Below are 20765 nucleotides of genomic sequence, written 5' to 3'. Positions count from 1 at the left end.
AGTGCGGTGCCTGGCGCGGACGTTGGTCCGCGTCGCGTCTCCCTATGGCGCTCAGCGGCGCTGGCGGTCCTTGTCAGCGGCTGCGGGGACCGGCACGGCGGTGGGCGCAGAAAGGCCCTCAGCGGCCGTTGTGCGGCTGCTGAGGGCCTTCTCTTGGGTGTTCAGGCTTCGACGTACGCGACCACGATGACGCTGCGCAAAGCCGTCACGTAGAAGATCACGGTGACGTCTTCGACGTCGTCGTCGTAGCGCCAGAGTTCGGGGTTGGAGCCGGGGATCGGCTCGCCCATCGTCGGGTCCACGGAGAGCGCGGCGAGGGCGCGGTCGAGGGCGTGGATCTCCGTCTCGTTGAGCTTGTTGATCTGGGTGATGGCGCTGTCGGTGAAGCCGATCCGGGCGCGGCGGCCGGAGTGCTTGCCCATCAGGCGACGTGTCCGCGCTGCGCGGCGAGTTCGGCGAGGCGGCGATCTCGGACTTCTTCCCAGGGGGTGGTGTGCTCCGGGGAGGGGAGGCCGTTGGTGGCGACGTCCTCGAGGAAGGCGGCGAGCTCGTTGGCGCTGGTGCGTGTACGGGCGGCGTAGGCCCGGAGCGCGTCGGCTCCTTCGGGGGTGACCGGCTGGCGGTCGGCGGCCGGCTGCTGCTCGTGGTCGCTCATGGCGGGCTCCTGGGCGTCGTGTGGCGTCGCCTCCACGGTAGCGCCGGGCCGGTGCGGGGCGCTGCCCCTTCCCGGCCTCTCAGCCGGGTGTGTGCAGCGTCGCTGCGGTCGCGGGAGAGAGGTTTTGTGGAGGCCGCAGCAGACGCCGGATACGGGTCTGAACTTCTCCAGACCCCTCTGTAGAGAAGTAGTCGGCGTGGATGCATCCCCTTGACCGAGGCTGTGATCTGCGGCTTTGCGCCTTGGCGGCCGGGGGATGAGGCGCCTCGTAGGGCGTCTCGTGCGGCGCCTCGTAGGGCACCTCGTAGAGCGCCTCGTAAGGCGCCTCGTAGGGCGCCCTCCCCGGGACGACCTTTGGGGTCGGCCTTCGCGGGGTCCGCGGCTGCGGTGATGTGAGCTGAGTGAGGCCGCGGCGGGCGTCGGCACGGGTCCGGCTTCGCCCAGACATCTCTGGAGGGAAGTAGTCGGCGTACTGCGGCGCTCTCGATCCCTGTGTTGAGCTGGGAATTCGTGGGGTCGCGTGTTGGTGTCCGATGCGACCCAGGGCGGGACTTAGGGCGCGACTCAGGGCGCGACCCAGGATGGGACTCAGGGCGCGACCTAGGGTGCGACCTGCTCGCCGGGTGCCGTTCTGTGGAGATCGACGGTCGAGCGGCAGGAACAGCTCGCCCACGGTGCACGACGCCGACCAGATCCTGGTCTCTGCCCCCGTACGAACGCCACCGCTGCCACCCATGAGGCCAGCACAGTCCCGCACGTACCGTCACGGCAACGGCCAAGCACAGCCTTCAGGTGGTACAGAGCCGAACCGCTCACCTCGCCACGCTTGGCCAACTACGCTGAAATCTTTGGCCATCTACGGAGCACAGTCACCACGGTGTTCGTGACGCAGCGGCGGCCTTCGGGGAGTGTTCCCGAGGGGCCGCCGCTGGAGTGGGTGGTGCTAGTCGATGGTGAAGTCCATGTAATCCAGGTCGGCGAGTTTCACGTCGACGTTCCCGTGCGTGCCGCCCTCATTGATGTATTCGTTCTGGATGTAGGCCTGCAGGATCTCCTGAGCCCTTGCGTCATCTCCGTGTTCCAGGGCATCCCAAAGGGGGGTGGCGTAGGAGGCGGGGAGTGTTGCTGCGATATTGCGCCAGCGGTCATCCGGGGTCGTTGTAACTCCGGGCTGTGAGGGAGTTCCGTATCCGAATTTGGCGCGGCTCTGGATTCGGATGGACTTTCCCCGTGCTTCCTTGACGACCTTCTTCTTCAGCCCGGGCTTAGCCCTGTCACGGACTTCCTTGTCGAGCTTTTCGGCGATCGCCTTCGGCGGGTTCTTCCGCTTGCCGGAGAGATAGCGGTACACGGAGTCGACCTTGACTCCGAGGCGGGCGGCGAGGCTCTTCTTCGCGGCGGCCTCTCGCTTCTTGGGGTCGGTCTCGGTGCTGCGCTTCATCTCGTCCCTCAGCAGCGCGCTGGCCTTGCCCTTGGTGGTCTTGGGCAGGTCGCGCTGCTTGGGGGTGAGCTTGTCGTGGACGGCCTTGCGCATGCCGTCGAGGATGCGCTCGCGGTGGTTGTTGTCTTCGGGCATCGGTTACCTCACTCCCCTTCGTCGACGCGCTCGCCGTCGCGGGGCGCGATCTTCTTGGCTGCGTTGAGGCCGTCGGCCTGCATCTGGCGGTACCAGTCGAAATCGCGGATGCCTTCCAACTTGGCGTAGCCGGGGCGTACACCGAAGTTGAAGGCGCCCTTGATGACGGTGGGCGCGGCGTCGGACCGGATGACTTCGAGCGGGTTGGTGGTGTGCGCCGGGTAGACGACGCAGTCGGAGTACGTGGCGAGCGGGGCCCGGCCGGTGAGCGCCAGCGTCTTGACGATCTTGCGGTGCTGGACGATGCGGGCGGTGGAGATGACAGCGGCCCGGATGTCGGGGCGCCACCAGAACTTCGTCATCTCCGACCAAGGCTCGCCGGGCCGGTAGCCGGGGATGTAGCTGGGGGTCTGGGCGAGCTTGCCGACGCCCGACTTCACGGTCTGCTTGATCGCCTTGAGGACAGTGCGCTCGATCGGGTCGCCCTCGCCCGCGGCGAGGCGCTCCATGGCGGCGAGGAAGTCCTCCATAGGCATGTCCTCGGTGAGGCCGAGGCCGAGGTTGGCCATGGTCGTCTTGTAGGCGGTGGCGAGGCGCTCGTTCCACGGGTCGAGCCAGCCAGAGCCGAGGGGCTCGCGCAGCCAGGCCTCAATGGGCTCCACCTTGATGCCCATCTTGCGTGCGTAGTCGCAGGTCTGGGTGGTGTACCAGCGGGGGCCGGCGGGCGGCTCACCGGTGTTGGTGAAGGGGCTGGGCAGACGCGGGTCAAGCGGGTTCGGCTTGCCGTCGGGCACCTCGATGTCGAGGTGGGCACGGGAGAAGTCGACCTTCCATGCTCCGGGGATCTTCGGGTTGAAGGCCGGGGCGACGTGGTGCACGGGGTCGGCGTTGCCGCCGACCAGGAGGCGGGAGGAGGAGGACAGGAAGCTGGTGTTGGTGTCGATGCCGATGACGTACGCGAAGGTGGCGGCTTCTTCGGCGGTGGCGTCGCGGTGCCAGCTCCAGGCCTCTTCCCTCATGAACTCTTCGGCCGGGCGCTCGCCGTTGGGCCACGTCTCGAAGACGACCGGGTGGTTCCCGTTCGCCTCGCAGGGCACTGCCTTCACCGTGCGGTGCAGGTGCTCCTCGATCTTGCCGGGGACCCACTTCTGCTCTTCCTCGCTCCACACCGGCTTCGTGGCCGGGCGCAGCTGGAGCATCAGCTCCAGGCCGCTGCTGCCCATCGTGCCGCGCGGCGAGATGACGCGCTGGGTGTAGATGCCGAGGGTGCGGGCGATGTCGGCGGCCGGGGTGTCCTCATCGATGTACCAGCCGGACTTCGCGCCGAGGGCGTCCCAGGGGACGATGCCGATCTGGACGCAGGCTCGGTCGCCGCCCTTCTCCTTGTCGATCGGCTTGTAGATGCGGGTCCAGGGGCTGAAGCCGCGCTTGGTGAGCTCGAAGCCGGACTTCGCGATGGCCTTGACGACCTTGTGGTTGTCGGGGAGGCGCTGATGGCGGACGTCTTCGAGAGTGTCAGGCAGGCCGAACTTCTTGGTGGCGGCCGCGGTGAGGATGACCATCGGGTCACCGTCGGTGCCCCACTTGTGGAGCCGCTTCGCTCCGAGTCCGGCGTTCAGCGCCCACTTCACGAGGGTGGTGATGCTGCGGGCCGGGCAGTCCATAGTCCGGCCGTCGACGAGGTGGGCGAGCACCTGGCCGTCGCCGGTGACGTCGAGGACGGCGAGCGGGCCGTTGGGGTACGTGGCGTCGGTGGCCGGCGCCTCCGTAGTCCGGCCGTCGACGAGGTGGGCGAGCACCTGGCCGTCGCCGGTGACGTCGAGGACGGCGAGCGGGCCGTTGGGGTACGTGGCGTCGGTGGCCGGCGCCTCCGTCGTCTCGGTCGTCTCGGTCTTCGTGTCTGTCGGCCTCGCGGGTTCGGTCGACTCGGGAGCAGGACGCGGGGAGGGGGTCGGCGCGGGCTCGGGGCGCTCGGTGAGGCGGGCGCAGGCGAGGTCGGCGTGCAACTGCACGCTCGCCGGTTCGCCGTCGCGCTGCTTGATGGCGACGGCGACGTCCTGGCCGTCACGGGTCACGGTGAGGGTGAGGTCGGCGGCCAGGGTGTCGAGCACGGCGGGGTCGTCGGTGTCGACGACCAGGAGCACCGGGACGCCCAGGCGTTCGGCCGTGGCCGACAGGGCGCGGGCCGCGTCGGGCAGGGCGTCGCCGGACAGCGGGAGGTGGTCGGCGTGCTCGTGCTGGAGGCGGTCGACGACCACGAGGGCCAGGCCGTCGCTGTTGATGTCGGCGGCGAGGTCGCTGATGTCCTGGGCGGTCAGGTTCGCGCTGGAGTCGACGAGGAGCGGCCAGCCGAGGCCGGCGGCGGTCTGCTGGGCTGCGGTCTGCTGGTCGAGCGGCAGCGTCCCGGCGCGCAGCTGCTGGTAATCGAGGCCGGCCTGCGCGGCGACCATGCGGCCGATCACGTCGTCGCGGGTCGGGCCGGACGCCGCGTACAGGACGGGCCGCTGGTGGGTGAGGACCGTCGTACGGGCCATGGCGAGGGCCAGGAGGCTCGCGCCGGCGCCGGGTGCGCCCGCGATGACGGTGGTGGTGCCGCCGGTGAGGCGGGGCGCGGCGGTGTCGAGGGACGGCAGTCCGAAGGACAGCGTCACCGGTTCGGTGCTGAGTGCCATGTCTTCCTCCGGTCCGTTGGCGGGCGGAACGGTGACAGTGCTGGTCAGAGCGTTGTCACCGGTGGAGAGCTGGGCGGGGGCGGTGCTGCCGGGAACGGTGACAGTGCTGGTCAGCGCGTTGTCACCGTTCGGCGCGGCGGCGAGCGTGTCACCGTTCCTGTCCCCGTTGGCGGGGGTGGGAACGGTGACAACGGTGACAGTGCTGGTCAGCGCGTTGTCACCGTTCGGCGCGGCGGTCTGCCCGGGGATGGAAAACCGGCTCTGACCTGCACTGTCACCGTTCTTGGCGGCGATGACCTCGAAGAGAGCGGCGGCAGGGCTCTGACCTGCACTGTCACCGTTGTCACCGTTGTCACCGTTCTTTTCGGCATAGTTCGCGAGGGAGTTTCCGGGAGAGCTCGTGCCCTCGCTGTCGCCGGGGCCGGTGGAGGGCGGGGTGCCGCCGTCTCCACCTCCGGGACCGCCGTCGGTGCCGCCGGTCTCCGGGGGCGTGTCGAGGTCCCACACGAGGTGGGCCTTCATCAGCAGCAGGCGGGGCCGGTCCTCGCCCACCCGGATCTGGTGGACGGCGACGCGGTCCTTCTGCCGGTCGTTGCGGAAGGTCAGCCCGGCCTGCAGGAGGGCGTCGGGCAGCGTGCGCTGGCTGAGGCCCTGGACGCGCGGGTCGGAGCTGGCCTTGAGGAGGGTGTGGAGTTCGGGGTGCGTACGGCGAAGGCGGGGCCCTTCTCCGGGAGCCAGTAGAAGGCGGGGCCCTTGCCCTCCCAGGTGCCGGAGCCGTCCTTGTTGGCGGTGACGCCCTGGGCCTGCTCGACTTCGCCCGGGATGGCCGGGCTGATGGTGCCCTTGTCGTCGCGGACGTGCGCGCGGCCGGTGGACAGGGCCTGGCGTACGACCTCCACCACGGCGGTGCTCAGGTCGTCCTGGGCGACGTGCTGGTCGTCCATCTTGGCGGCCTGCCGGGCGAGCGACTTCGCGAGCGGCGCGGCGACGACGTCGATGAGCGGTTCCATCTCCAGGCCGGTGACGGCGGCGAGGAGGCCGAACCCGGCGAGCATCTGGGCGGCCGCGGTGATGACGCCGTCCATGGTGCCGCTGGCCTCGGGGAGTTCGGCCTCCGCGTACGGGGCGAACTGCTTGAGGGCCCTGGCTTCGAGGTCGGTGAGGTAGGCGTCGGCGTCCTCCAGGCCGTGGAGGAAGCGGATGATCCGCTCGCCGATGGTGCGCAGCGGGACGGCGAGGCTGTCGCCGCCGCCGTCGCGGTACCAGCGCCAGTCGAGTTCGCCGCCCTCGCGGGAGAGGTAGGCGACGACCGAGCGGCGGTAGAGGGACTCCTGCATGGAGACCGGCAGCATCTGGGCGGCGATGACCGGGACGGCGCGCACCCGGTTGCCGGGCTTGGCCGTCAGGTCGCGGTTGCGGCGGCCGCGGATGTCGGTCATGTTGCCCGCCGCGCGCAGGACGAACTCGAGCTTCTTCTCCATGTCCCGCACTTCCACGGCGGACGAGGCGCGGGTGAGGGCGACGTCGTCCAGGAGCAGCGGGGTGTCGCCCTCGAAGTCGACGGCGCACTCGATGTCGGTGACCGTGCTGTTGAAGCCCTTGGTCACCACGGGCGGCCAGGGCTTGGGGCGCGAGGTGAAGAGCAGGCTGCGGCCGGTGTTGGCCGCGGCGGTCTTACCCGAGTTGGGTTCGGCGTCGAAGAGGAAGGAGGCCGGCACCGGGCGCAGGGTGTAGGCGAGCGAGCGGGCGCCGACGGCCAGGCCCATGAAGCCTGCCCAGCCGTGTACGGCGATCTCACCGAGCGCCTGGCGGCATTCGCGGTCGTCAGCGGTGCGGTCCAGGGGTTCGGCGGCGCGGCGCAGCTGCTCGGGTGCGCCGATGAGCCGTACGAAGCGGCCCTCGGGGTAGGTGCGGCCGTCGGCGTAGACGTAGGTGAGGCCGAGGTCGGGGAGGGTGTGCCAGCCGGTGCGGGTCACCACGGGGGTGCGGGGCAGCTTCTGGGCCTGGGTCTCCACGCAGTTGAGGAGGGCCTCCTTGACCGGCTTGGAGCCGGTGCCGACGGCGTCGGGGAAGGAGTCCCAGGCCTCGCCGGTGCGCAGGTCCATCACCGCGACGGTGTGGACGTCCTCGCCTACTCGGATGGTGAAGTGCTTGGACCCGGCGGTGCCGTCCTCGTTCATCACCACCAGGCGCTCTTCGGTGACGGGCGCCCAGTTGAGCTCGCGCTCGAAGGTGCGGTTCTCGCCGCGTCCGGAGGCGCGCCACATCGCGCCGCGGCGGCCGACGGTGGTGTCGTAGCGCCAGCCGGTGGAGCCTTCCACTGGGTGGCCGGGCGGGGTGGCGCCGGGCTCGCCGTTGTCGTCGCGGTCCTCCAGGGCGTCGTCGGCGTCGTCCTGGTCGTCGGCGCCCTGCTCCTTGGCGGCGGCCGGGTCGGTGGTGGCCAGGCCTTCCAGGCCGGTGGAGGCGAGGTCGGCGGTGGGGACGGTGACGACGTCGTCGACCGTGTGCCCGGCAGCGAAGTGGTCGCTGGCGTCGGCCTTCGCCGTAGTGACGGCTGGATAGACGATGCGCAGGTCGATGGTGACGCCGTAGCCGTCCGGGGTCGGCTCCGCGTGCACGACTCCGGCGGCGAGCAGCTGGTTGGCGATGTATCCGGCGTGCATCAGCCCGGCCGGGTCGCGGTCGGCCCAGATGACGATGGAGCGGGCGCCGCGCAGCTGCTCGGTGTGCATCGCCAGCCACTTGTCGCCGGTGCCGGAGTCGGCGCCGAACGGCGCGGAGACCGCAATCTCTCCGGCGGCGGTCAGCGCCTCCTGGTCGCCCTCGCCCTCGCAGATGTGGATGGTGCGCCCGGCCTCGATGGCGGCGGCGAGCTCGGGGGTGCCGTACAGCGGGACGCCGTCGTCGGGCTTGCCGTTGGGGTAGGCGGTGCGGAACGTCTTCTCGCGGCAGCCGTCGACCTTGCAGCGCTTGCGGTGGATGCGGGCGACGATCGTGCCCTGGGCGTCGGCGTAGGTGTGGGTGCGTTCGTGCGCGAAGTCGTGGTCGTGGTCGGCCTTGGGCTTCTTCTCACCGGTCGCGCGCCGCGGCCTGGCCGGGGTGGTCTTCACCGGCTTGGCGGGGCGACGCGGGGAAGGGGTGGTGGTGCCGCGGCGTTCGGCGAACTCCGGGGAGAGGCCGTCGAACATGTCGGCCCGGGTCAGCCCGAGGGCGTCGAGGATGGTGTCGAAGGTGCAGCCGGACGCGGCGTGGCACTTCAGGAACATCGCGCCGGAGCGCGTACCGTTGGCGGGCTTCCAGTCGCCCGAGAGGCTTGCGTCGGTGTCGTCGTGGGACGGGCAGCAGGCGTCCAGTCCCGACTCGCCCCGGGCACGCGGCTTGCAGCCGGCCTCTTCGAGCGCGGCGAACGCGCGCTCGAAAGAGGAACGGTCGGCTGCGGCCGGACGGGGGACGAGAGTGAGCGCCGTCACTGAGCACCACCGCCGGAGATCCACACGGACGGGGTGACATTCAGGACATAAGAACGGTGCAAGTAGTGGATGGCCGAAGCCATGGGTACCCTTCCAACAAGCGATTGGGTCGCTCCCTGGACCCACAACGGTTGATAAGGCCGTCGTCCGGGACTGATAACCCCGGCGGGGAACAGGAAGCGATGTAGCGAGATGGCACGTGAGTGCCGCGATGCGGGCCCGGAATTCTCTTGGCGGGGAAGCCGGGCCTCTGTCGTACCTGGGGTCAGGCCACCGCTATCACCCCGGAGTCCTCGTCCCTGGCGCGCATGATCTCGCGCACTAGCTCCTGCAGCTCGTACGTGGCGTTCAAGAACTTCTGCGGGTCCTCCGCGAGCGCCCGCGCGGAACGCTCGGACAGCAGACCCACCGACAACGCGTTCGCCATCCTGCGCGCGTTGTCCGGGGAGATCCCGCGCCGGACGTGATGCCCGGGTACGCCCGCTCTCGCAGCGATCGAGGCGGCGGTCGGGCGTGTGACGGCTCCGGACATGCGCGCGATCTCGGCTGCGGTCACCCCCTGCCGCTGATCCGGCCCGCGGTGAGTTGAGCTCATCAGTCTCTCCCCATCGTTCATGAGAAAAATGATCAGACATCAAGCTACACCACTGAGCGGGCTTCTGGATCACAACACGCCACCCCAAACAACATTTGTCACATCGATACGAGCGGTGCGGGCCCGGCCTGTTGGTGCTGACCGGGCCCGCCTGGTGGAAGGGTCAGTTCGCTGAGGTCACGTCATGGGGCGGCGCTCCCCTCGCAGTTGGAACGACGCGGGAGCGAGGACGTGGCGGCCTTGACCCGGGCACGCAGCTGGTCGTCGGGGACCCACAAGCGGCGAGCGCCGGTGACACGGACCGGCTCGGTGAGCGCCTGGACGTCGGTCAACTCCCAGTGCCACACGCCCGGTTCGGCCCACCGGCTGCACTCGCCGTCGCAGCGGTGGCAGCCGGTCAGGCGGGCGGTCGCGATGACCGCACCCCGTACGCCGGGGAGTCCGGCCGGCGCCTGCTTGGCGGCCTCCTTATCGACGCCCAGCCCGGCGTGGATGAGGAGCGGGCCGGTGTACGTCGTGCGCCAGGTGCGGTTCTCGATGGTCTTGCCGAGGTACGCCACGGCGTCCGCCCAGGGCTGCCTGATGGTCAGCCCCCGCAGGGCGTTCGTCTCCAGGATCTCGACGGCCATCATGCGGCGCCCCTTCCGGCCGGGGTGCCGGCGTCCTCGAGGAGCTCGAGCTCGCCGGGCATCAGGCGGGCGAGGGCGCGGCCGCGGTAGACGAGGACACCGTCGTCGTCGACGTCCAGGAGCACCGGGGCGCCCCGAGGTCGAGCCGGTCGGCGTCCTTCGCGTCGACGGGCAGGTAGATCGCGGCGGTGTCCAGGCGGCGGCCGTCGACCAGGAGGCCGTGGTGGTCGCAGCGGATGGTGTGGCCGGCCGTGTAGAGGACGAGGGCCTGGGCGTTGGCGGCCTTGTCCTCGCGGTCCCACCGCCAGGCGCGGAACTGGTCGTCGCTCATGCCGCCGCTCCCGTCTTCTGCAGACGGCGGCCGCGGCGTCCGTGGCCCTTGACTGCGTACATCCCGTCGTCGGCAGCGCCCAGGGCGGCAGAGGCCGACGGCTGCTCGAGGTCGGCGGTGCGCACCGTGCCGATGGAGGCCGTCACGCGCAGCGGCCCGCCCGGCCACGGGACCGGACGGGCGAGCTCACGGGCGAGGTCGGCGACGAACGACGGCGCGTCGGCGGTGTCGAGGGCGAGCGCGAACTCGTCTCCCCGAGCCGGGTGATGGCCGCGTGCGGGCCGCAGGCCTCGGTGAGCCGGGCGGCGGTGGCGACCAGGACGGCGTCGCCCGCCTGGTGGCCGAAGGTGTCGTTGACGGGCTTGAAGTCGTCCAGGTCCAGCAGCAGCACGGTGTTCGCGCGGCCGCGCCGGATCATCCGGTCCGTGACGCGCATCCAGGTGCGGCGGTCGGTGAGGCCGGTGAGCGGGTCGCGGCGCTCCGCGCGCAGCTGCCGGTGGAGCCATCCGGCGTGCAGCGCCCAGGCCAGGACCAGGGCGGCGACCACGAGGGCGGGTATCGGGCCGGCCATCACCGCTCACCACCGGTCGCGGTGCGCCGCGTGTAGTCGAGGGCGGTATCGCTGTCGAGGAACTGGTGGCGCTGCTCCGCGAGTTCGGGGCCGGTCTGCTTGGTGCGCAGGTCGGCGATCAGCTTGTCGAGGGCCACGCGGTCCAGGACCGGGGCCGGACTTGCCGTGCGGGTGGTCGGTGTGGTCATCTCGATCTGCTCCTTCGGGAGTGGTTGGGGCGTGCCCTTCGTGCTTGCTGGCGAGGAGGGCGCGCCCCGCTTGTGTGCGGGGTCAGTTCGTGCGCGTGGTGAGGTCAGCGGGAAGAACCGCAGGCGGTGCTCGCCGGTGGAGGCGAGCAGCACGGCGCGGTCTTCGTGGGTGGCGGCGTCGGGCTGCTGCAGAAGCGCGGGGAACGCAGCGCGCAGCTGGGCGCGGCCGGGAAAGTGCGCGAGCCGCGGCGTCCAGTCGTTGGCGATCACGTGGTGACCGGTGCGGTGCCCGCTGACGAGGACCTGGAGCAGCAGCTCGTCCACGGCCGTCGCCAGGCGGGTGTTCTCCCGGGCCTTGGCGCGCAGCCAGTTGAGGCCATCGATCAGCAGGAAGCGGTGGTCGGCCGGGCGGCGCGGGGTGCGCGCGGTCTGCATGCTCGCGTGAAAGCCCTCGATCGCGGCGGCCGCGTGGGCGTGCGTGACGCAGGTGAGGTCCGGGTGGGCGGACAGCGGAGGGTCCATGAAGCCGGGGATGATCGCGGTGAGCGCCGCTTCGTGGTCGAAGATCCGCCGGGTCAGTGCCTCGATGACACCCCCGACCGGCCAGGTGAACGTCGCGCCCTCCAGCAGCAGGTGCGCGTCGCGGGCGAAGTCGAGGTGGGCCGGCTGGCCGCTGACGGTGTCGAGCCCGAGCAGCACGCTCCAGCCCTGCGGGGCGAGCGGCGACGCGGGAGAGGGGTGCAGGCGGGCCTGGCCGGGGAAGGCGGGCGCGGGCAGCGTGCCGGAGGCGGCCGCGGGGCGGCGCGGGGCACGGCGCATCCAGTTGGGGAGGCGGGTGCGGTTCTTGCCGGTGCTGCGGGCCATTTCGTCGTGCCTCTCGTCTCGGGCGCCCGGGGCCGGGAAGGCCCCGGGCGCTGAATGATCAGCTAGTTCGCCTGTGGACAGAGATCGCGGTCAGTCGGCGATCGGCGCCCGGCTGGCGACGGTGCGGGCCTGCTCGGGGGTGAGGAAGGAGAGCGCGATCTGGCGGCCGGTCGTGCCCGGGGTCTTCAGCACCGCGGCACCGGGGTACGTGCGGCGCAGCTGCGGGTCGACGCCCAGGTGCTGCGCGGTCATCCGGGTGGTTCGGCCCAGGAGCAGCACCGTGACGGCGTCCTGGAGGGCCGCGTCGCCCATGCGGCGGAGCGTGCCGCGGTCGACCCGGCCCAGGGCCAGGTGCATCCCGGCGGCGCGGCCGGCGAACGCGACCTCACCCAGCAGTCGCACCGTGTTCCGCAGGGCGGGGCCCTCGGAGCGGCGGAGCCACGCGAGCGAGGCCGTCAGGTCGTCGACGGCCAGGATGCGGCGCGGGCCGCTCGCGGACTGCTCGAAGCGGCGCTGCATTTCCGCGTGGAAGGCCTCGATCTGCGCGGCGAATGCGGCGGGGTCCTTGGTGATGCGGACGCCGGGCACGTCCTCGAACTCGGCAAGGCTGACGCGCCGGGGGTCGATGACGTCGACCGTGCCGCCGACCGCCACGGTGTGGGCGGTGATCAGGCGCAGCGCCGACGAGACACCGCTGCCGGTGCCGCCCGCGATGAGCAGGTGCGGGTACAGGTCGAGGTCGAGGGTGATCGGGCGGCTGTTGGACGGGTCGACGCCCAGCGGGAGCAGCTGGTTGTTGTGCGGGTCGGGGATGTACGGGACGGCCATGGTGGTCCTCTTCTCGTCTCGGTTCGAGCGGGTCGCGGTGATGTTCTGCGGGGAAGCGGACACCTCAGTCGCCGGCCTTTTCGGCGAGGGCGGCGGCGGTCTCCATCAGCTCCAGGACGGCGCCGAGGGAGGCGGCGAACAGGTCGTTGTGCGTGGCGATGTCGATCTGGCGGCGCACCGTGCTCACGTCGGCGCCGGCGCGGCGGCACCGGGTGGCCAGGTCCTGCTCCCAGTCGTCCGAGCGGGTCGGCAGGCCGGTGGTCATCGCGGCGCGGATGTGGGTGTGGGAGCGCAGCACGGTGTCGGCGTCGGCGTCGACGGCCTGGAGCGCGCCGAGGATGCAGTGCCGTCCGGCGGCGTCGGTGAGGTGGGTGCGCGACCATCCGGCGGTCGCCATGACGGCGGCGGCGCGGCGGATGTGGAGGCTGGCGCGGGCGGCCGGGCGGCGGTGGGTGCGGGCGAGGCGCTCCAGCAGGCTCGGACGGGCCAGGGTGCGGGCCGTCTGGCTGGCGCGGTCGGTGCGCTCGATCTCCGCGAGGCCGGCCGCGGCGAGGGCCTTGATGTCGAACGGGGAGGTGTCCGTCGACGCGGGAGAGGGGTCGGCGGCCGGGGCCGCTTCGGTGATCGACTTCAGCCACTCCTCCACCTCGGTGGCGAGAAGACGGGAGCTGGTCTCGATCTCGATCAGGGTTGCGGTCATGATGGGGGTCTCCAGTTCTCTTCTGGATTGCTGGGGGCCCGGGGCGGCCGGTCGCCTTAGCCGGTGCAGACGGCCGCCCCGGGGCGAAGTCAGCCGAGCGACACGTCGATGACGTTGATCGGCCGGGTGGGGTCGTTGAGGACAAGGACCGCGTCACGGCGGTGCCGGGTGGCGGCCATCCCGCCGGCCTCCAGGAGCGCGAGCGAACGGGCCTCGCGCGTGACCGTCGCGTCGACCACCACGCACTGCCAGCCCTTCGCGCCGGTGGCCTTGTTCTGGATCGGAATGTCGACTCGGTACTTCATCTCCGGGTTCTCCTTCTTCTCGCTCAGGCCGCGACGGGTTCGCCGGCCTGGTCCTGGTCGCCGTCCTCCTGGCCCTCGTCCTCGCCCGCGTCGTCGTCCTGGTCGGTGGTGGCGGGCAGGGTGCCGTGCGCGGCACGGGCCAGGTAGATCAGCAAGTCGTCGGCGGTCTCCGCGGCCGCGCCTAGGAGCTGGGCGAGGTCGGTCTGGCCGTTGGCCTGCGCGGCGGTGACCATCGCCTCGAGCACCACCGCGACGTCGGCGATCTGGCCGCGGCCGGTGAGGATCGGCGCCTGGTAGTCGGCCGTCTCCTGCAGCTGGCGGGTGGCCTGGATCGAGGCGGTCTCCATGAGCGTGAACGCGCGGTCGGTCTGCGCGTCCAGGTGCCGGATCAGGTCGTACTGGTCGCTGTACGTCATGCCGGTGAGCAGCTGCTCGATGTTCATTCGGATCTCTCCTTCGCGGGGGTGTCGATGGGGAGTTGGGCGGTCAGCGGCTGCGGCAGGAGCCGTCCTCGGGGCACGGCATCGGCGGCCCGTCCAGGGCGTCGAGTAGCCCCGCGGTGGCGACCAGGTCCTCCCACCGGGTGACCTCGCGGTCGTGGTAGCCGTCGCCGCACTCGCACGGCGCCAGTAGCCGCAGCTCCCGGGACTCGCCGTTGGAGGTGAGGCCGAAGTACAGCCACACGCCGGAACCCAGGTGCGCAGCAGCACTCTGGTGGAGGCGGTTCTCCTTGAGCGACGGCGAACCGTTCCACTCCAGGCCGGAGAGGGCCTCGCACAGTTCCTGGGGGAGGTAGCTGATGAAGTCCCTGGCCGCGGCGGCCACGCCCCGGATCTCCTGCTCTCGTTCGGCTTGCGGGCTGAAGTGGCGCTGGTACGCCTCGCGCAGCCGCATCAGCGGAAGCGACGCGGTCTCCTGGGCTTTCTGCTCGGTCACAGTCGTGGTCATCTGTTCCTTCTCCTTGAGGTGGGTTGCGAACTGCACTGGTCAGTCGAGGGACTTGAGGGCGCGGCCGTTGATCTCCACACGCTTGACGACCGGCGCGGGGACGTTGACCTGGGGCTTGGTCTCGGGCGCGACGTTGTTGCTGACGGTGTTGGTGATGCCGACGCGGAAACCGCGCAGCGCCACGATCGACAGCAGCGCCCAGGCGATGGCGGTGAGGCCGGCGGCGACCTCGCGGCCGGCCTCCGGGGCGCCATGCCAGACCATCCAGCCGGTGGCCGCGCCCGCCAGGCCCCAGGCGAAGCGGGCGCCGAAGCTCTTGGTGACGCACGACAGAACGCCGCTGCCGAGGACGACAAGCAGCCAGGCCGCGTACGCGGTGCGGGCGTCGACGGCCAGGCCTTGGGTGTGGGAGCGCAGGTACGCCCAGACCGGCGAGGTGATCGAGGCGAGCAAGCCGGTGCGGCGGGCGGAGCCGCCCGGGACGGCGCCAGCCGCGGCGTCCACCGCACCCGCGATGCCCTGGACCGTGAAGGCGAGCAGGGTGCCGCCAACGGCCGCGACGCCCACGAGCGCCACGCCGCCGAGGGTCGCCTTGATCCAGCGGTCGGTCTCGCTCCAGCCTCCGGCGACGGCGTGGCGTACATCGTCGGCTCGGTCGGACAGCCACTCCCCTGCGGCGTCGGCCAGGTCGCGCAGCACGGAGGACGGGCGGGGCAGGTCCTGGGCGAGACGCGTGGTGGTAGCGGCCGGGCTGTCGATCTGGCGCGGTTCGTCGATGCCCCGGTCGGGGGTGTTGTTGTGGTCGGTCATCGCGGGTTCTCCGTTCGGTTCATCTGCTACAGGCCGGTTCGCCGGGCTCGGTGTGACAGTCGGCGCAGACTTCTTCTCCGGCTCAGGCCCCGCGGGCGGCCTCGCGCTCTTCCGCCTGGGCGACGATCCGGTCGATCTTTCGCTTCTGCGCGGGCGTCAGGTGGCCGCGGCGCAGGGCCGCGAAGAGCGCGGTGCCGAGGATCCGGGCCAGTTCGGTGTGGTTGATGGCGTCGCGGTCGTTGATGCGCATCGGGCTTCTTCCTCGGGTTGGTGCCGGGTTCGGGTCAGTGGGCGCAGGTCGGGAAGGTGCGGCCGACGGTGCACTGGGCGACGTCGACCGGGGTGGTGTCGACGGTGTGCCGCTCGCCATCGCCGGTGCGGACGGTGACCTGGGTGCCGGTGTTGGTGACCACAACGCCCAGCGGGCGCGGCTTGTCCGGGGACGCGTCTTCCTCGGGCGTGAGGACCGTGATGGCGAAGACGACGACCCCCAGGGCGAGGAACGCCTTACGGGCCGGGCTCGGGAGGCTGGAGAACAACATCGGTCGGGCTCCTTGATCGCGGTTGTCGGGACGGGTCCGGTCGAGGACGCCGATGCCCGGGCGGGTGCACCGGGGATCAGCGACGGCGGCCGGGTCAGAAGCTGAGTGAGCCGAACCAGTCGAAGAAATTGGTGAGGCCTGCGCCGATCGCGGGGCCGATAGAGGAAGAGGCAAGGTAGTAACCCCATGCTCCGGCAACTACGGGCTGCCAGAGCTTCATGGCTCCGAACTTGACAAGGGCCGCAACGAGGAGGGTCAGAACAACGACGATTGAGCCGGTAACCATTTTTCGTTTCCCCGCTTTCGCTGATTTTTGAGATAGAGCTGTCCCGTCGGGTGTGTTCAACGGGGGTTTTGCTATCCGGGTGGGGCGGCCCGGCCTGGAATTTATCCGGGCCGCCCCATCAGGGGCCTACTTTCCGGCTGCCTGCTTGGTGAGTTCCTTTACTCCGGCGCGCGGGAGTTTCGCGTGCCAGCGCTTGAGGTCCTTCGGCCACCAGGCGGGGCTGTTTCCGACCTTGAAGGTGCCGGGGATGTCTTCGCCTTCGCTGTTCTTGTAGCGCTGGCGGGCCTTGATGAAGGCCTGGACTCCCTTGTCTCCGTCGTAGCCGAGGAACTCCGCGGCCGCCGCGTTGCCGACGATCGCCTCGGGCTCCCGGGGGGCTTCACCAGCGGGACGACGTTGTTCGAACCCTCGTGGACATCACTTTCCGTCACCGTCTGGTCTGCCCCGTTACGTACGGTTTCGTCCATGGACTGTCCATGGACATTCCCCAGGTGATCGCTAAGCGTGGACACTTCCTCCTTGACCATGGACACGGGGTCCGGAAGAGCCTCAGCTTCACGCTCCGCAATCGGAACGTAGACCGGCGGAGCCAGCGGCTCGCGACCGTTGAGCGCCCACTCGCGGGCCTCGTCATCCGACATGAACAGCATCTGGCACTGCCGCTCCGAGCCGCCGATGACGACGATGGCGCGGCCGTTGTGGCGGCTCGACTTCGGCCTCGGAGTCGTCCCGACCAGGGAATTCCAAGCCTGCGGAGAGAACCGGGCGAGAATCTTTGCGCCGTACTGGTCACGCAATTCCGTGCCGCCCGCCGCACGCGCCGTAAGACGCTGGTAGACGGAAATCACGTTCATGTTGGCCTGACGGCCCTTGAAAAGGGTCCGGGCAATGTCGCCGAATACCGGAGGCTTGGCCGGGTCCTTCTTGTCCTTGACCTCGCTCCAGTACTGGTACGACTCCTCGGCGAAGTCGTTCTGCTCCTCGCAGACGAGAATCCAGCGCGGGAACTCGACTTCCTTGTTGAACTTCTTGATCTGGTAGCGGCGCTCCATTTCCCGCTTGAACTCTGCGACGGCCTCCCACTGTTCGGCGAGGTCCGTGTAGATCTCAATTCCAGGAACGCCCTCGAAGCAGTCCAGGGAAATCAGCTTCGGGTCGATGATGATGACGCGCTCAGCGCCCTTGCGGACCATCTGGGCGATGATCGAGCGCAGCGTGGAGGACTTGCCGCCACCAGTGCCGATGCTCAGGCCGACGTGCGGGGTCTCCGCGTCGAAGTCGATGCAGATCTTCTCAGCGCGGGTGCCCAGGCCCAGCAGGGCCTTCGAGGCGTCGAGCGCCAGCAGCTCTTCGCGGACGTCGTCCAGGAGCACCTTGGCCGGCGGCTTCGGGGGCCGCTTGAACGTCACCTTGAAGTCCATGTGGTCCCAGCTCGGCTCCCACTCCCCGGGATACGGCGGGAGACCAGGCTCTTCAGCCGGGCCTGCTCGCCCTCACCGAGCTCCGCCTCCGGAGGCAGCTTGACCGTGAGCTGGGCGTTCTCCGCCGCGCGGGCCTGCCGCTCCGTGTACCAGGCGACCGGCCCCAGAGCGCGGAACCAGTCCATCGCCGCACGCGGCTTCTTCATGGCCTTTTCCCAGGTCAGCGTCATGCGGGCGACCCAGCCCCAGGACTCCACCCGCTCCACGAGCGACTCCGGGAGCCGGTCGCGCAGGGTGCGGATCTCCTGCGTGCCCATCAGGTGCACCGGGATCGTGACCCAGTCCCTGTGCGAGGCATCGTCCGGGATGTCGCTGAGGATCTTCCGGGTGGCCGCGAAGAACGGCTTCACGACCTTCTCGCGGTGACGGCGGGCCACCCGGCCGCGCCGCCACACCCACACCGACAGCACGCAAAGCAGCAGGCCAGCGGCGGTGAAGTAGCCCTGGTAGTTGGTCCACAGCCACCACACGCCGACCGCGAGCGCGCCCACCAGGAGCACGAACACGACGATCGCCCAGCGCGGCACGAGGCTCATCCAGTGCCGCTTCTTGCCGTGCGCCCAGGTCCCGGGCATCCAGCCCGGCGCGTCGGCTGGCTGCATCGGCATCTGCACCCGGGACATCCGGCGCAAGAGCCGCCGCTCAGCGCGCGTACCGCGGTTCCCGAAGAGCAGGACCAGGACGAGGACGCCGGCCAGCACCATCCAGACCGGCATCACTGCTCACCCGCCTCACGGATGAACTCCATCGCCCACGGGCTCTTCGGGTCGATCACCCGGACCCTCGTACCGGGCTGCAGCGCAGCGAGGATCGCCGCCGCCGCACTGCTCTTGCCGCTGCCCGTGGTGCCGCCGAGCAGTACGTGACCCTCCTCGATCACGAACCGGACACTGCTTTCACTGCTGCTGAGTCCGATTTCGCCCTGCTCCGGCCCCTGCTCGGGCACTGCCAGAATGTCGCTCACGGTTTCCTCCACTGAGCTGGTGGGCCGTACCCGGTCGGCGGGGAATGCCGCCAAGCTCTTCATCCGCCGACCGGTCCACCCGTCCACTACGGGACTGATCAGGTATTTCGCTGCTTGATTCCTGCTGAGGGGGCCTGCCGCAGCCCTTCGACATCGCGGCGCCAGGCACGGAGAGCGACAGCGCGGGAACACTCGCCCCTGCCATCCACTGCACTCCGGCCTCCACGTCAGACCCCCGGAGTAGGGCGCAGCGGGCGGATGTTGCTCCGGCGCTGCTCCTCGAAGAACTTCTTTGCGACCCGGTAGGCATGACCCTCGTTCACGCCCTGCTTGCCGTGCTCCGCGAGCCACCGCACGAGCTGCCCGGCCACTGCGCTGCCGGTCTCCTGTGCCGCGTACCGGATGGAGTCGGCGTTGTTCAGCGGCTCCAGCGCGGCCACATGCCGGGCGTGCTCCTGGTCCGCCTCGCTGAGCACCGGCTCCGGCTCGCCCTCACGGTCGACATCGCTTTCGGTGTCCTGCGCCCAGACCGTGGCGTTGGCGACGGCTTCTGCGTCACCGCCCGGCTGCTCCGGGATCGGGGCGCCGCCGGGGCCCTTCGGACCGTCGTCGTCCGGGCCGTCCTCGTCAGTGGCCTCGGTCGCCTCGATGATCTGCTTCCACTCCTCGTCCAGGTCGGCCTCCTTCGTCAGGGAGACCTTCGGGAGCCCCGGGAGTTCAGACGACGCGGGAAGGGGGTGCGCCTCAGCGGCCGGGGCGGAGACCTGCGGGACCGTCGTGGTCCACGGCGACTCCAGCTCGATCTTCACCAGGCCGCGGGTGTGCTGGGAGACCGCGCGCAGCGCTAGGAGCTGCTGCTTCTGCTCGGGGCTGGACGCGACACCGGCCTTGCGCAACTGCTTCTGCAGGGACCGCGCCGTGCGGCGGGCCCGCAGGCCGTCCTTGCCGTCCTCCGAGGTCCGGGCCGCGTACTTCTCCGCGAGCGCCGCGGCCTTGACCGTCGCACGGTCTCGGGCGATCTGATCGGCGTCACGGTCGCGCTCCACCAGGCCGAGGCGGGCGAGTGTCCGCTCCCGCAGCTGGCCAGTCAGCAGCGCCCACATGCTGTTGTCACGGGCCTTCGGGTTGGTCTGCCGCAGCTCGATCCCCATGGCCAGGTGCCACAGGAACGCCGAGGCCAGTGGGCCCATCACCGTACGGAACAGCGCAGCCGCCAGGCTGTCGGACTCCGCGAAGGCCGGCACCGCCAGGAAGCCCGAGACGGCCCTGACCGCGATGCCCGGAGCACCGGTCCGGTTCTTCTCCTCGTCCCGGAGGTTCGCACGGGCCGCCAGCGCCAGGGAGAACAGCGCGATCTCACCGACCCCGAACAGGAAAGCCCGCTCGACCTCGTTGGTGATCCCGAGGGAACTGCCGACGAACCGCCAGGCCGTGTCCATCGAAACGCCCGTCGCGAGGACCGCCGCGATCGTCAGCATCACAACAGCGGCACCGCGCTTCTGCTCCGGCTCCCCAGCCTCCTCCAGCAGCACGCGCCGCTCTACCAGCAGCCGCTGCACCTGCTTGGTGACGATCAGCAGCAGGGCCAGCGCGAGGACACCCCCTGCCGTCACCACGATCCAGGGGTCCGCGTGGAAGCGATCCCCGATCCAGTTGGTCATTTCGTCTCCCAGTCTCTGAGCGTGTGCATAGCTGAGCCGCAAGGTCTGTGAAAGCCCCCTGCTTCCCCTAACGCTAGCTCACTGCAAGGAGGATGCATAGTTCTCTGCTAAGAGCTTTGCTAAGTTACCTGTCGGTCGGCTACAACGCGGTCATGCTGCTGCGGGAAGCGGGCGGGCAGGTTCGACACGGGAGGGGAGTCGGGGTAGAGGCGCGGCTGGCGCTTCCTACGAGAGGAGCGCGGCGACGCGGCGCTGCTGCACGGGGAGCAGGCCGCCGTGGATGGTGTCGCGGGTGTCGCCGGTGAGGATCGCGAGGGAGAGGCAGCGGTCCCGGACGGGGCAGCCGTCGCAGATGCTGTGCTCCTGCTCGGTGCGCACGAGGTCGCGGGCGAGGGAGCGGGTGCCGGTCGTGTCCATGAGCCAGCGTTCGGCGTCGAAGCGCCGGCACTCCCCCAGCTCGTTCACCGCGGCCGCCAGGTCGTCCATGGGGATGGAGTCGCGGACCAGGGTGACGCGGCGGGCGAGTTCGGTAGCGGTGTCGAGCGGCAGAACGTTCATCGGTGCCCCCTCCAAGCTGCGGTGATCGGTGAGACAAGCCAACCGTTCAGCGGGGCGCGGCAGTATCACGATGCGCTGCGGTTCTCCTTCAACTCGGTCTTCATCGCGGTGAAGGAGCGAGTTGAAAGCTC

At 70.3% G+C, this 20765-nt stretch carries 24 protein-coding genes; all 24 read right to left on the bottom strand.

Features of this window, described 5'->3' with window-relative positions:
• Positions 1 to 161: 161 nt before the first annotated feature.
• The 24 genes from ACOBQU_RS40715 to ACOBQU_RS40600 all read right to left on the bottom strand — a co-directional run bounded on the left by ACOBQU_RS40715 (position 162) and on the right by ACOBQU_RS40600 (position 20634).
• Positions 162 to 422, bottom strand: a complete 261-nt coding sequence (locus tag ACOBQU_RS40715; protein WP_423635741.1) for a hypothetical protein — start codon at positions 420 to 422, stop codon at positions 162 to 164.
• Positions 422 to 655: a hypothetical protein gene (locus tag ACOBQU_RS40710; protein WP_423635739.1), complete on the bottom strand. Its 234-nt coding sequence runs from the start codon at positions 653 to 655 to the stop codon at positions 422 to 424. Before ACOBQU_RS40710 ends, ACOBQU_RS40715 begins: the two co-directional genes overlap by 1 nt.
• A 943-nt stretch (positions 656 to 1598) precedes the next feature.
• Positions 1599 to 2231: a telomere-protecting terminal protein Tpg gene (tpg, locus tag ACOBQU_RS40705; protein WP_423635737.1), complete on the bottom strand. Its 633-nt coding sequence runs from the start codon at positions 2229 to 2231 to the stop codon at positions 1599 to 1601.
• 8 nt (positions 2232 to 2239) lie between these two features.
• Positions 2240 to 5455 (bottom strand): telomere-associated protein Tap, encoded by a 3216-nt coding sequence (gene tap / locus ACOBQU_RS40700; protein WP_423635735.1) that lies wholly within the window; start codon positions 5453 to 5455, stop codon positions 2240 to 2242.
• A gap of 50 nt (positions 5456 to 5505) precedes the next feature.
• Entirely contained in the window at positions 5506 to 8373 is a 2868-nt protein-coding gene (locus tag ACOBQU_RS40695; RefSeq protein WP_423635733.1) for a hypothetical protein, read from the bottom strand.
• A 265-nt stretch (positions 8374 to 8638) separates the two neighbouring features.
• Positions 8639 to 8800, bottom strand: coding sequence for a hypothetical protein (locus ACOBQU_RS40690; protein WP_423635731.1), 162 nt, complete (start codon positions 8798 to 8800; stop codon positions 8639 to 8641).
• 350 nt (positions 8801 to 9150) lie between these two features.
• Positions 9151 to 9600 (bottom strand): hypothetical protein, encoded by a 450-nt coding sequence (locus tag ACOBQU_RS40685; RefSeq protein WP_423635729.1) that lies wholly within the window; start codon positions 9598 to 9600, stop codon positions 9151 to 9153.
• Positions 9601 to 9658: 58 nt separating this feature from the next.
• On the bottom strand, positions 9659 to 9928 hold the full coding sequence (locus tag ACOBQU_RS40680) for a hypothetical protein (RefSeq protein ID WP_423635727.1): 270 nt from the start codon (positions 9926 to 9928) through the stop codon (positions 9659 to 9661).
• Positions 9929 to 10070: 142 nt separating this feature from the next.
• Positions 10071 to 10499 carry a GGDEF domain-containing protein gene (locus ACOBQU_RS40675; RefSeq protein WP_423635725.1) on the bottom strand — a complete coding sequence of 143 codons (429 nt, stop codon included), beginning with the start codon at positions 10497 to 10499 and terminating at the stop codon, positions 10071 to 10073.
• Positions 10499 to 11551 carry a hypothetical protein gene (locus tag ACOBQU_RS40670; RefSeq protein ID WP_423635723.1) on the bottom strand — a complete coding sequence of 351 codons (1053 nt, stop codon included), beginning with the start codon at positions 11549 to 11551 and terminating at the stop codon, positions 10499 to 10501. Before ACOBQU_RS40670 ends, ACOBQU_RS40675 begins: the two co-directional genes overlap by 1 nt.
• Positions 11552 to 11641: 90 nt before the next feature.
• Positions 11642 to 12379: an FtsK/SpoIIIE domain-containing protein gene (locus ACOBQU_RS40665; protein WP_423635721.1), complete on the bottom strand. Its 738-nt coding sequence runs from the start codon at positions 12377 to 12379 to the stop codon at positions 11642 to 11644.
• Between the two features lie 64 nt (positions 12380 to 12443).
• Complete coding sequence (locus tag ACOBQU_RS40660) at positions 12444 to 13079, bottom strand: DUF6197 family protein (protein ID WP_423635719.1); 636 nt, start codon at positions 13077 to 13079, stop codon at positions 12444 to 12446.
• 89 nt (positions 13080 to 13168) lie between these two features.
• Complete coding sequence (locus tag ACOBQU_RS40655) at positions 13169 to 13384, bottom strand: hypothetical protein (RefSeq protein WP_423635717.1); 216 nt, start codon at positions 13382 to 13384, stop codon at positions 13169 to 13171.
• A gap of 23 nt (positions 13385 to 13407) precedes the next feature.
• Positions 13408 to 13827 carry a hypothetical protein gene (locus tag ACOBQU_RS40650; protein WP_423635715.1) on the bottom strand — a complete coding sequence of 140 codons (420 nt, stop codon included), beginning with the start codon at positions 13825 to 13827 and terminating at the stop codon, positions 13408 to 13410.
• A gap of 43 nt (positions 13828 to 13870) precedes the next feature.
• Entirely contained in the window at positions 13871 to 14332 is a 462-nt protein-coding gene (locus tag ACOBQU_RS40645) for a hypothetical protein (protein ID WP_423635713.1), read from the bottom strand.
• 39 nt (positions 14333 to 14371) lie between these two features.
• Positions 14372 to 15142, bottom strand: coding sequence for a hypothetical protein (locus ACOBQU_RS40640; RefSeq protein WP_423635711.1), 771 nt, complete (start codon positions 15140 to 15142; stop codon positions 14372 to 14374).
• 82 nt (positions 15143 to 15224) lie between these two features.
• Positions 15225 to 15392 carry a hypothetical protein gene (locus ACOBQU_RS40635; protein ID WP_423635709.1) on the bottom strand — a complete coding sequence of 56 codons (168 nt, stop codon included), beginning with the start codon at positions 15390 to 15392 and terminating at the stop codon, positions 15225 to 15227.
• Between the two features lie 34 nt (positions 15393 to 15426).
• On the bottom strand, positions 15427 to 15684 hold the full coding sequence (locus ACOBQU_RS40630; RefSeq protein ID WP_423635707.1) for a hypothetical protein: 258 nt from the start codon (positions 15682 to 15684) through the stop codon (positions 15427 to 15429).
• Between the two features lie 94 nt (positions 15685 to 15778).
• Positions 15779 to 16030 (bottom strand): hypothetical protein, encoded by a 252-nt coding sequence (locus ACOBQU_RS40625; protein WP_423635705.1) that lies wholly within the window; start codon positions 16028 to 16030, stop codon positions 15779 to 15781.
• A gap of 98 nt (positions 16031 to 16128) precedes the next feature.
• On the bottom strand, positions 16129 to 17391 hold the full coding sequence (locus ACOBQU_RS40620; RefSeq protein ID WP_423635703.1) for an FtsK/SpoIIIE domain-containing protein: 1263 nt from the start codon (positions 17389 to 17391) through the stop codon (positions 16129 to 16131).
• On the bottom strand, positions 17376 to 18155 hold the full coding sequence (locus ACOBQU_RS40615) for a hypothetical protein (protein ID WP_423635701.1): 780 nt from the start codon (positions 18153 to 18155) through the stop codon (positions 17376 to 17378). Before ACOBQU_RS40615 ends, ACOBQU_RS40620 begins: the two co-directional genes overlap by 16 nt.
• Before the next feature lie 11 nt (positions 18156 to 18166).
• Positions 18167 to 18415, bottom strand: coding sequence for a type IV secretion system DNA-binding domain-containing protein (locus ACOBQU_RS40610; protein ID WP_423635699.1), 249 nt, complete (start codon positions 18413 to 18415; stop codon positions 18167 to 18169).
• A gap of 227 nt (positions 18416 to 18642) precedes the next feature.
• The gene (locus ACOBQU_RS40605) at positions 18643 to 20076 is read right to left on the bottom strand and encodes a hypothetical protein (protein WP_423635697.1); all 1434 of its coding nucleotides are present in this window, start codon (positions 20074 to 20076) and stop codon (positions 18643 to 18645) included.
• A 225-nt stretch (positions 20077 to 20301) separates the two neighbouring features.
• On the bottom strand, positions 20302 to 20634 hold the full coding sequence (locus ACOBQU_RS40600) for a WhiB family transcriptional regulator (protein WP_423635695.1): 333 nt from the start codon (positions 20632 to 20634) through the stop codon (positions 20302 to 20304).
• Between the last annotated feature and the right edge of the window lie 131 nt (positions 20635 to 20765).

The sequence above is a fragment of the Streptomyces sp. G45 genome, from assembly GCF_049542095.1.
Lineage (GTDB): Bacteria > Actinomycetota > Actinomycetes > Streptomycetales > Streptomycetaceae > Streptomyces.
Note: the sequence above shows the minus strand (reverse complement) of the source record. Positions and strands in the feature narration are given on the sequence as shown.

What these genes read in the sequence shown, in the direction of transcription:
- ACOBQU_RS40650 (WP_423635715.1), bottom strand. Translation starts at nt 13,827, where the DNA reads ATGAACATCGAGCAGCTGCTCACCGGCATGACGTACAGCGACCAGTAC.
- ACOBQU_RS40600 (WP_423635695.1), bottom strand. Translation starts at nt 20,634, where the DNA reads ATGAACGTTCTGCCGCTCGACACCGCTACCGAACTCGCCCGCCGCGTC.
- ACOBQU_RS40635 (WP_423635709.1), bottom strand. Translation starts at nt 15,392, where the DNA reads ATGCGCATCAACGACCGCGACGCCATCAACCACACCGAACTGGCCCGG.
- tpg (WP_423635737.1), bottom strand. Translation starts at nt 2,231, where the DNA reads ATGCCCGAAGACAACAACCACCGCGAGCGCATCCTCGACGGCATGCGC.
- ACOBQU_RS40615 (WP_423635701.1), bottom strand. Translation starts at nt 18,155, where the DNA reads ATGGTGCTGGCCGGCGTCCTCGTCCTGGTCCTGCTCTTCGGGAACCGC.
- ACOBQU_RS40710 (WP_423635739.1), bottom strand. Translation starts at nt 655, where the DNA reads ATGAGCGACCACGAGCAGCAGCCGGCCGCCGACCGCCAGCCGGTCACC.
- ACOBQU_RS40690 (WP_423635731.1), bottom strand. Translation starts at nt 8,800, where the DNA reads ATGGCGAACGCGTTGTCGGTGGGTCTGCTGTCCGAGCGTTCCGCGCGG.
- ACOBQU_RS40605 (WP_423635697.1), bottom strand. Translation starts at nt 20,076, where the DNA reads ATGACCAACTGGATCGGGGATCGCTTCCACGCGGACCCCTGGATCGTG.
- ACOBQU_RS40645 (WP_423635713.1), bottom strand. Translation starts at nt 14,332, where the DNA reads ATGACCACGACTGTGACCGAGCAGAAAGCCCAGGAGACCGCGTCGCTT.
- ACOBQU_RS40655 (WP_423635717.1), bottom strand. Translation starts at nt 13,384, where the DNA reads ATGAAGTACCGAGTCGACATTCCGATCCAGAACAAGGCCACCGGCGCG.
- ACOBQU_RS40620 (WP_423635703.1), bottom strand. Translation starts at nt 17,391, where the DNA reads ATGGACTTCAAGGTGACGTTCAAGCGGCCCCCGAAGCCGCCGGCCAAG.
- ACOBQU_RS40640 (WP_423635711.1), bottom strand. Translation starts at nt 15,142, where the DNA reads ATGACCGACCACAACAACACCCCCGACCGGGGCATCGACGAACCGCGC.
- ACOBQU_RS40670 (WP_423635723.1), bottom strand. Translation starts at nt 11,551, where the DNA reads ATGGCCCGCAGCACCGGCAAGAACCGCACCCGCCTCCCCAACTGGATG.
- ACOBQU_RS40665 (WP_423635721.1), bottom strand. Translation starts at nt 12,379, where the DNA reads ATGGCCGTCCCGTACATCCCCGACCCGCACAACAACCAGCTGCTCCCG.
- ACOBQU_RS40715 (WP_423635741.1), bottom strand. Translation starts at nt 422, where the DNA reads ATGGGCAAGCACTCCGGCCGCCGCGCCCGGATCGGCTTCACCGACAGC.
- ACOBQU_RS40630 (WP_423635707.1), bottom strand. Translation starts at nt 15,684, where the DNA reads ATGTTGTTCTCCAGCCTCCCGAGCCCGGCCCGTAAGGCGTTCCTCGCC.
- ACOBQU_RS40675 (WP_423635725.1), bottom strand. Translation starts at nt 10,499, where the DNA reads ATGGCCGGCCCGATACCCGCCCTCGTGGTCGCCGCCCTGGTCCTGGCC.
- ACOBQU_RS40680 (WP_423635727.1), bottom strand. Translation starts at nt 9,928, where the DNA reads ATGAGCGACGACCAGTTCCGCGCCTGGCGGTGGGACCGCGAGGACAAG.
- ACOBQU_RS40660 (WP_423635719.1), bottom strand. Translation starts at nt 13,079, where the DNA reads ATGACCGCAACCCTGATCGAGATCGAGACCAGCTCCCGTCTTCTCGCC.
- ACOBQU_RS40685 (WP_423635729.1), bottom strand. Translation starts at nt 9,600, where the DNA reads ATGATGGCCGTCGAGATCCTGGAGACGAACGCCCTGCGGGGGCTGACC.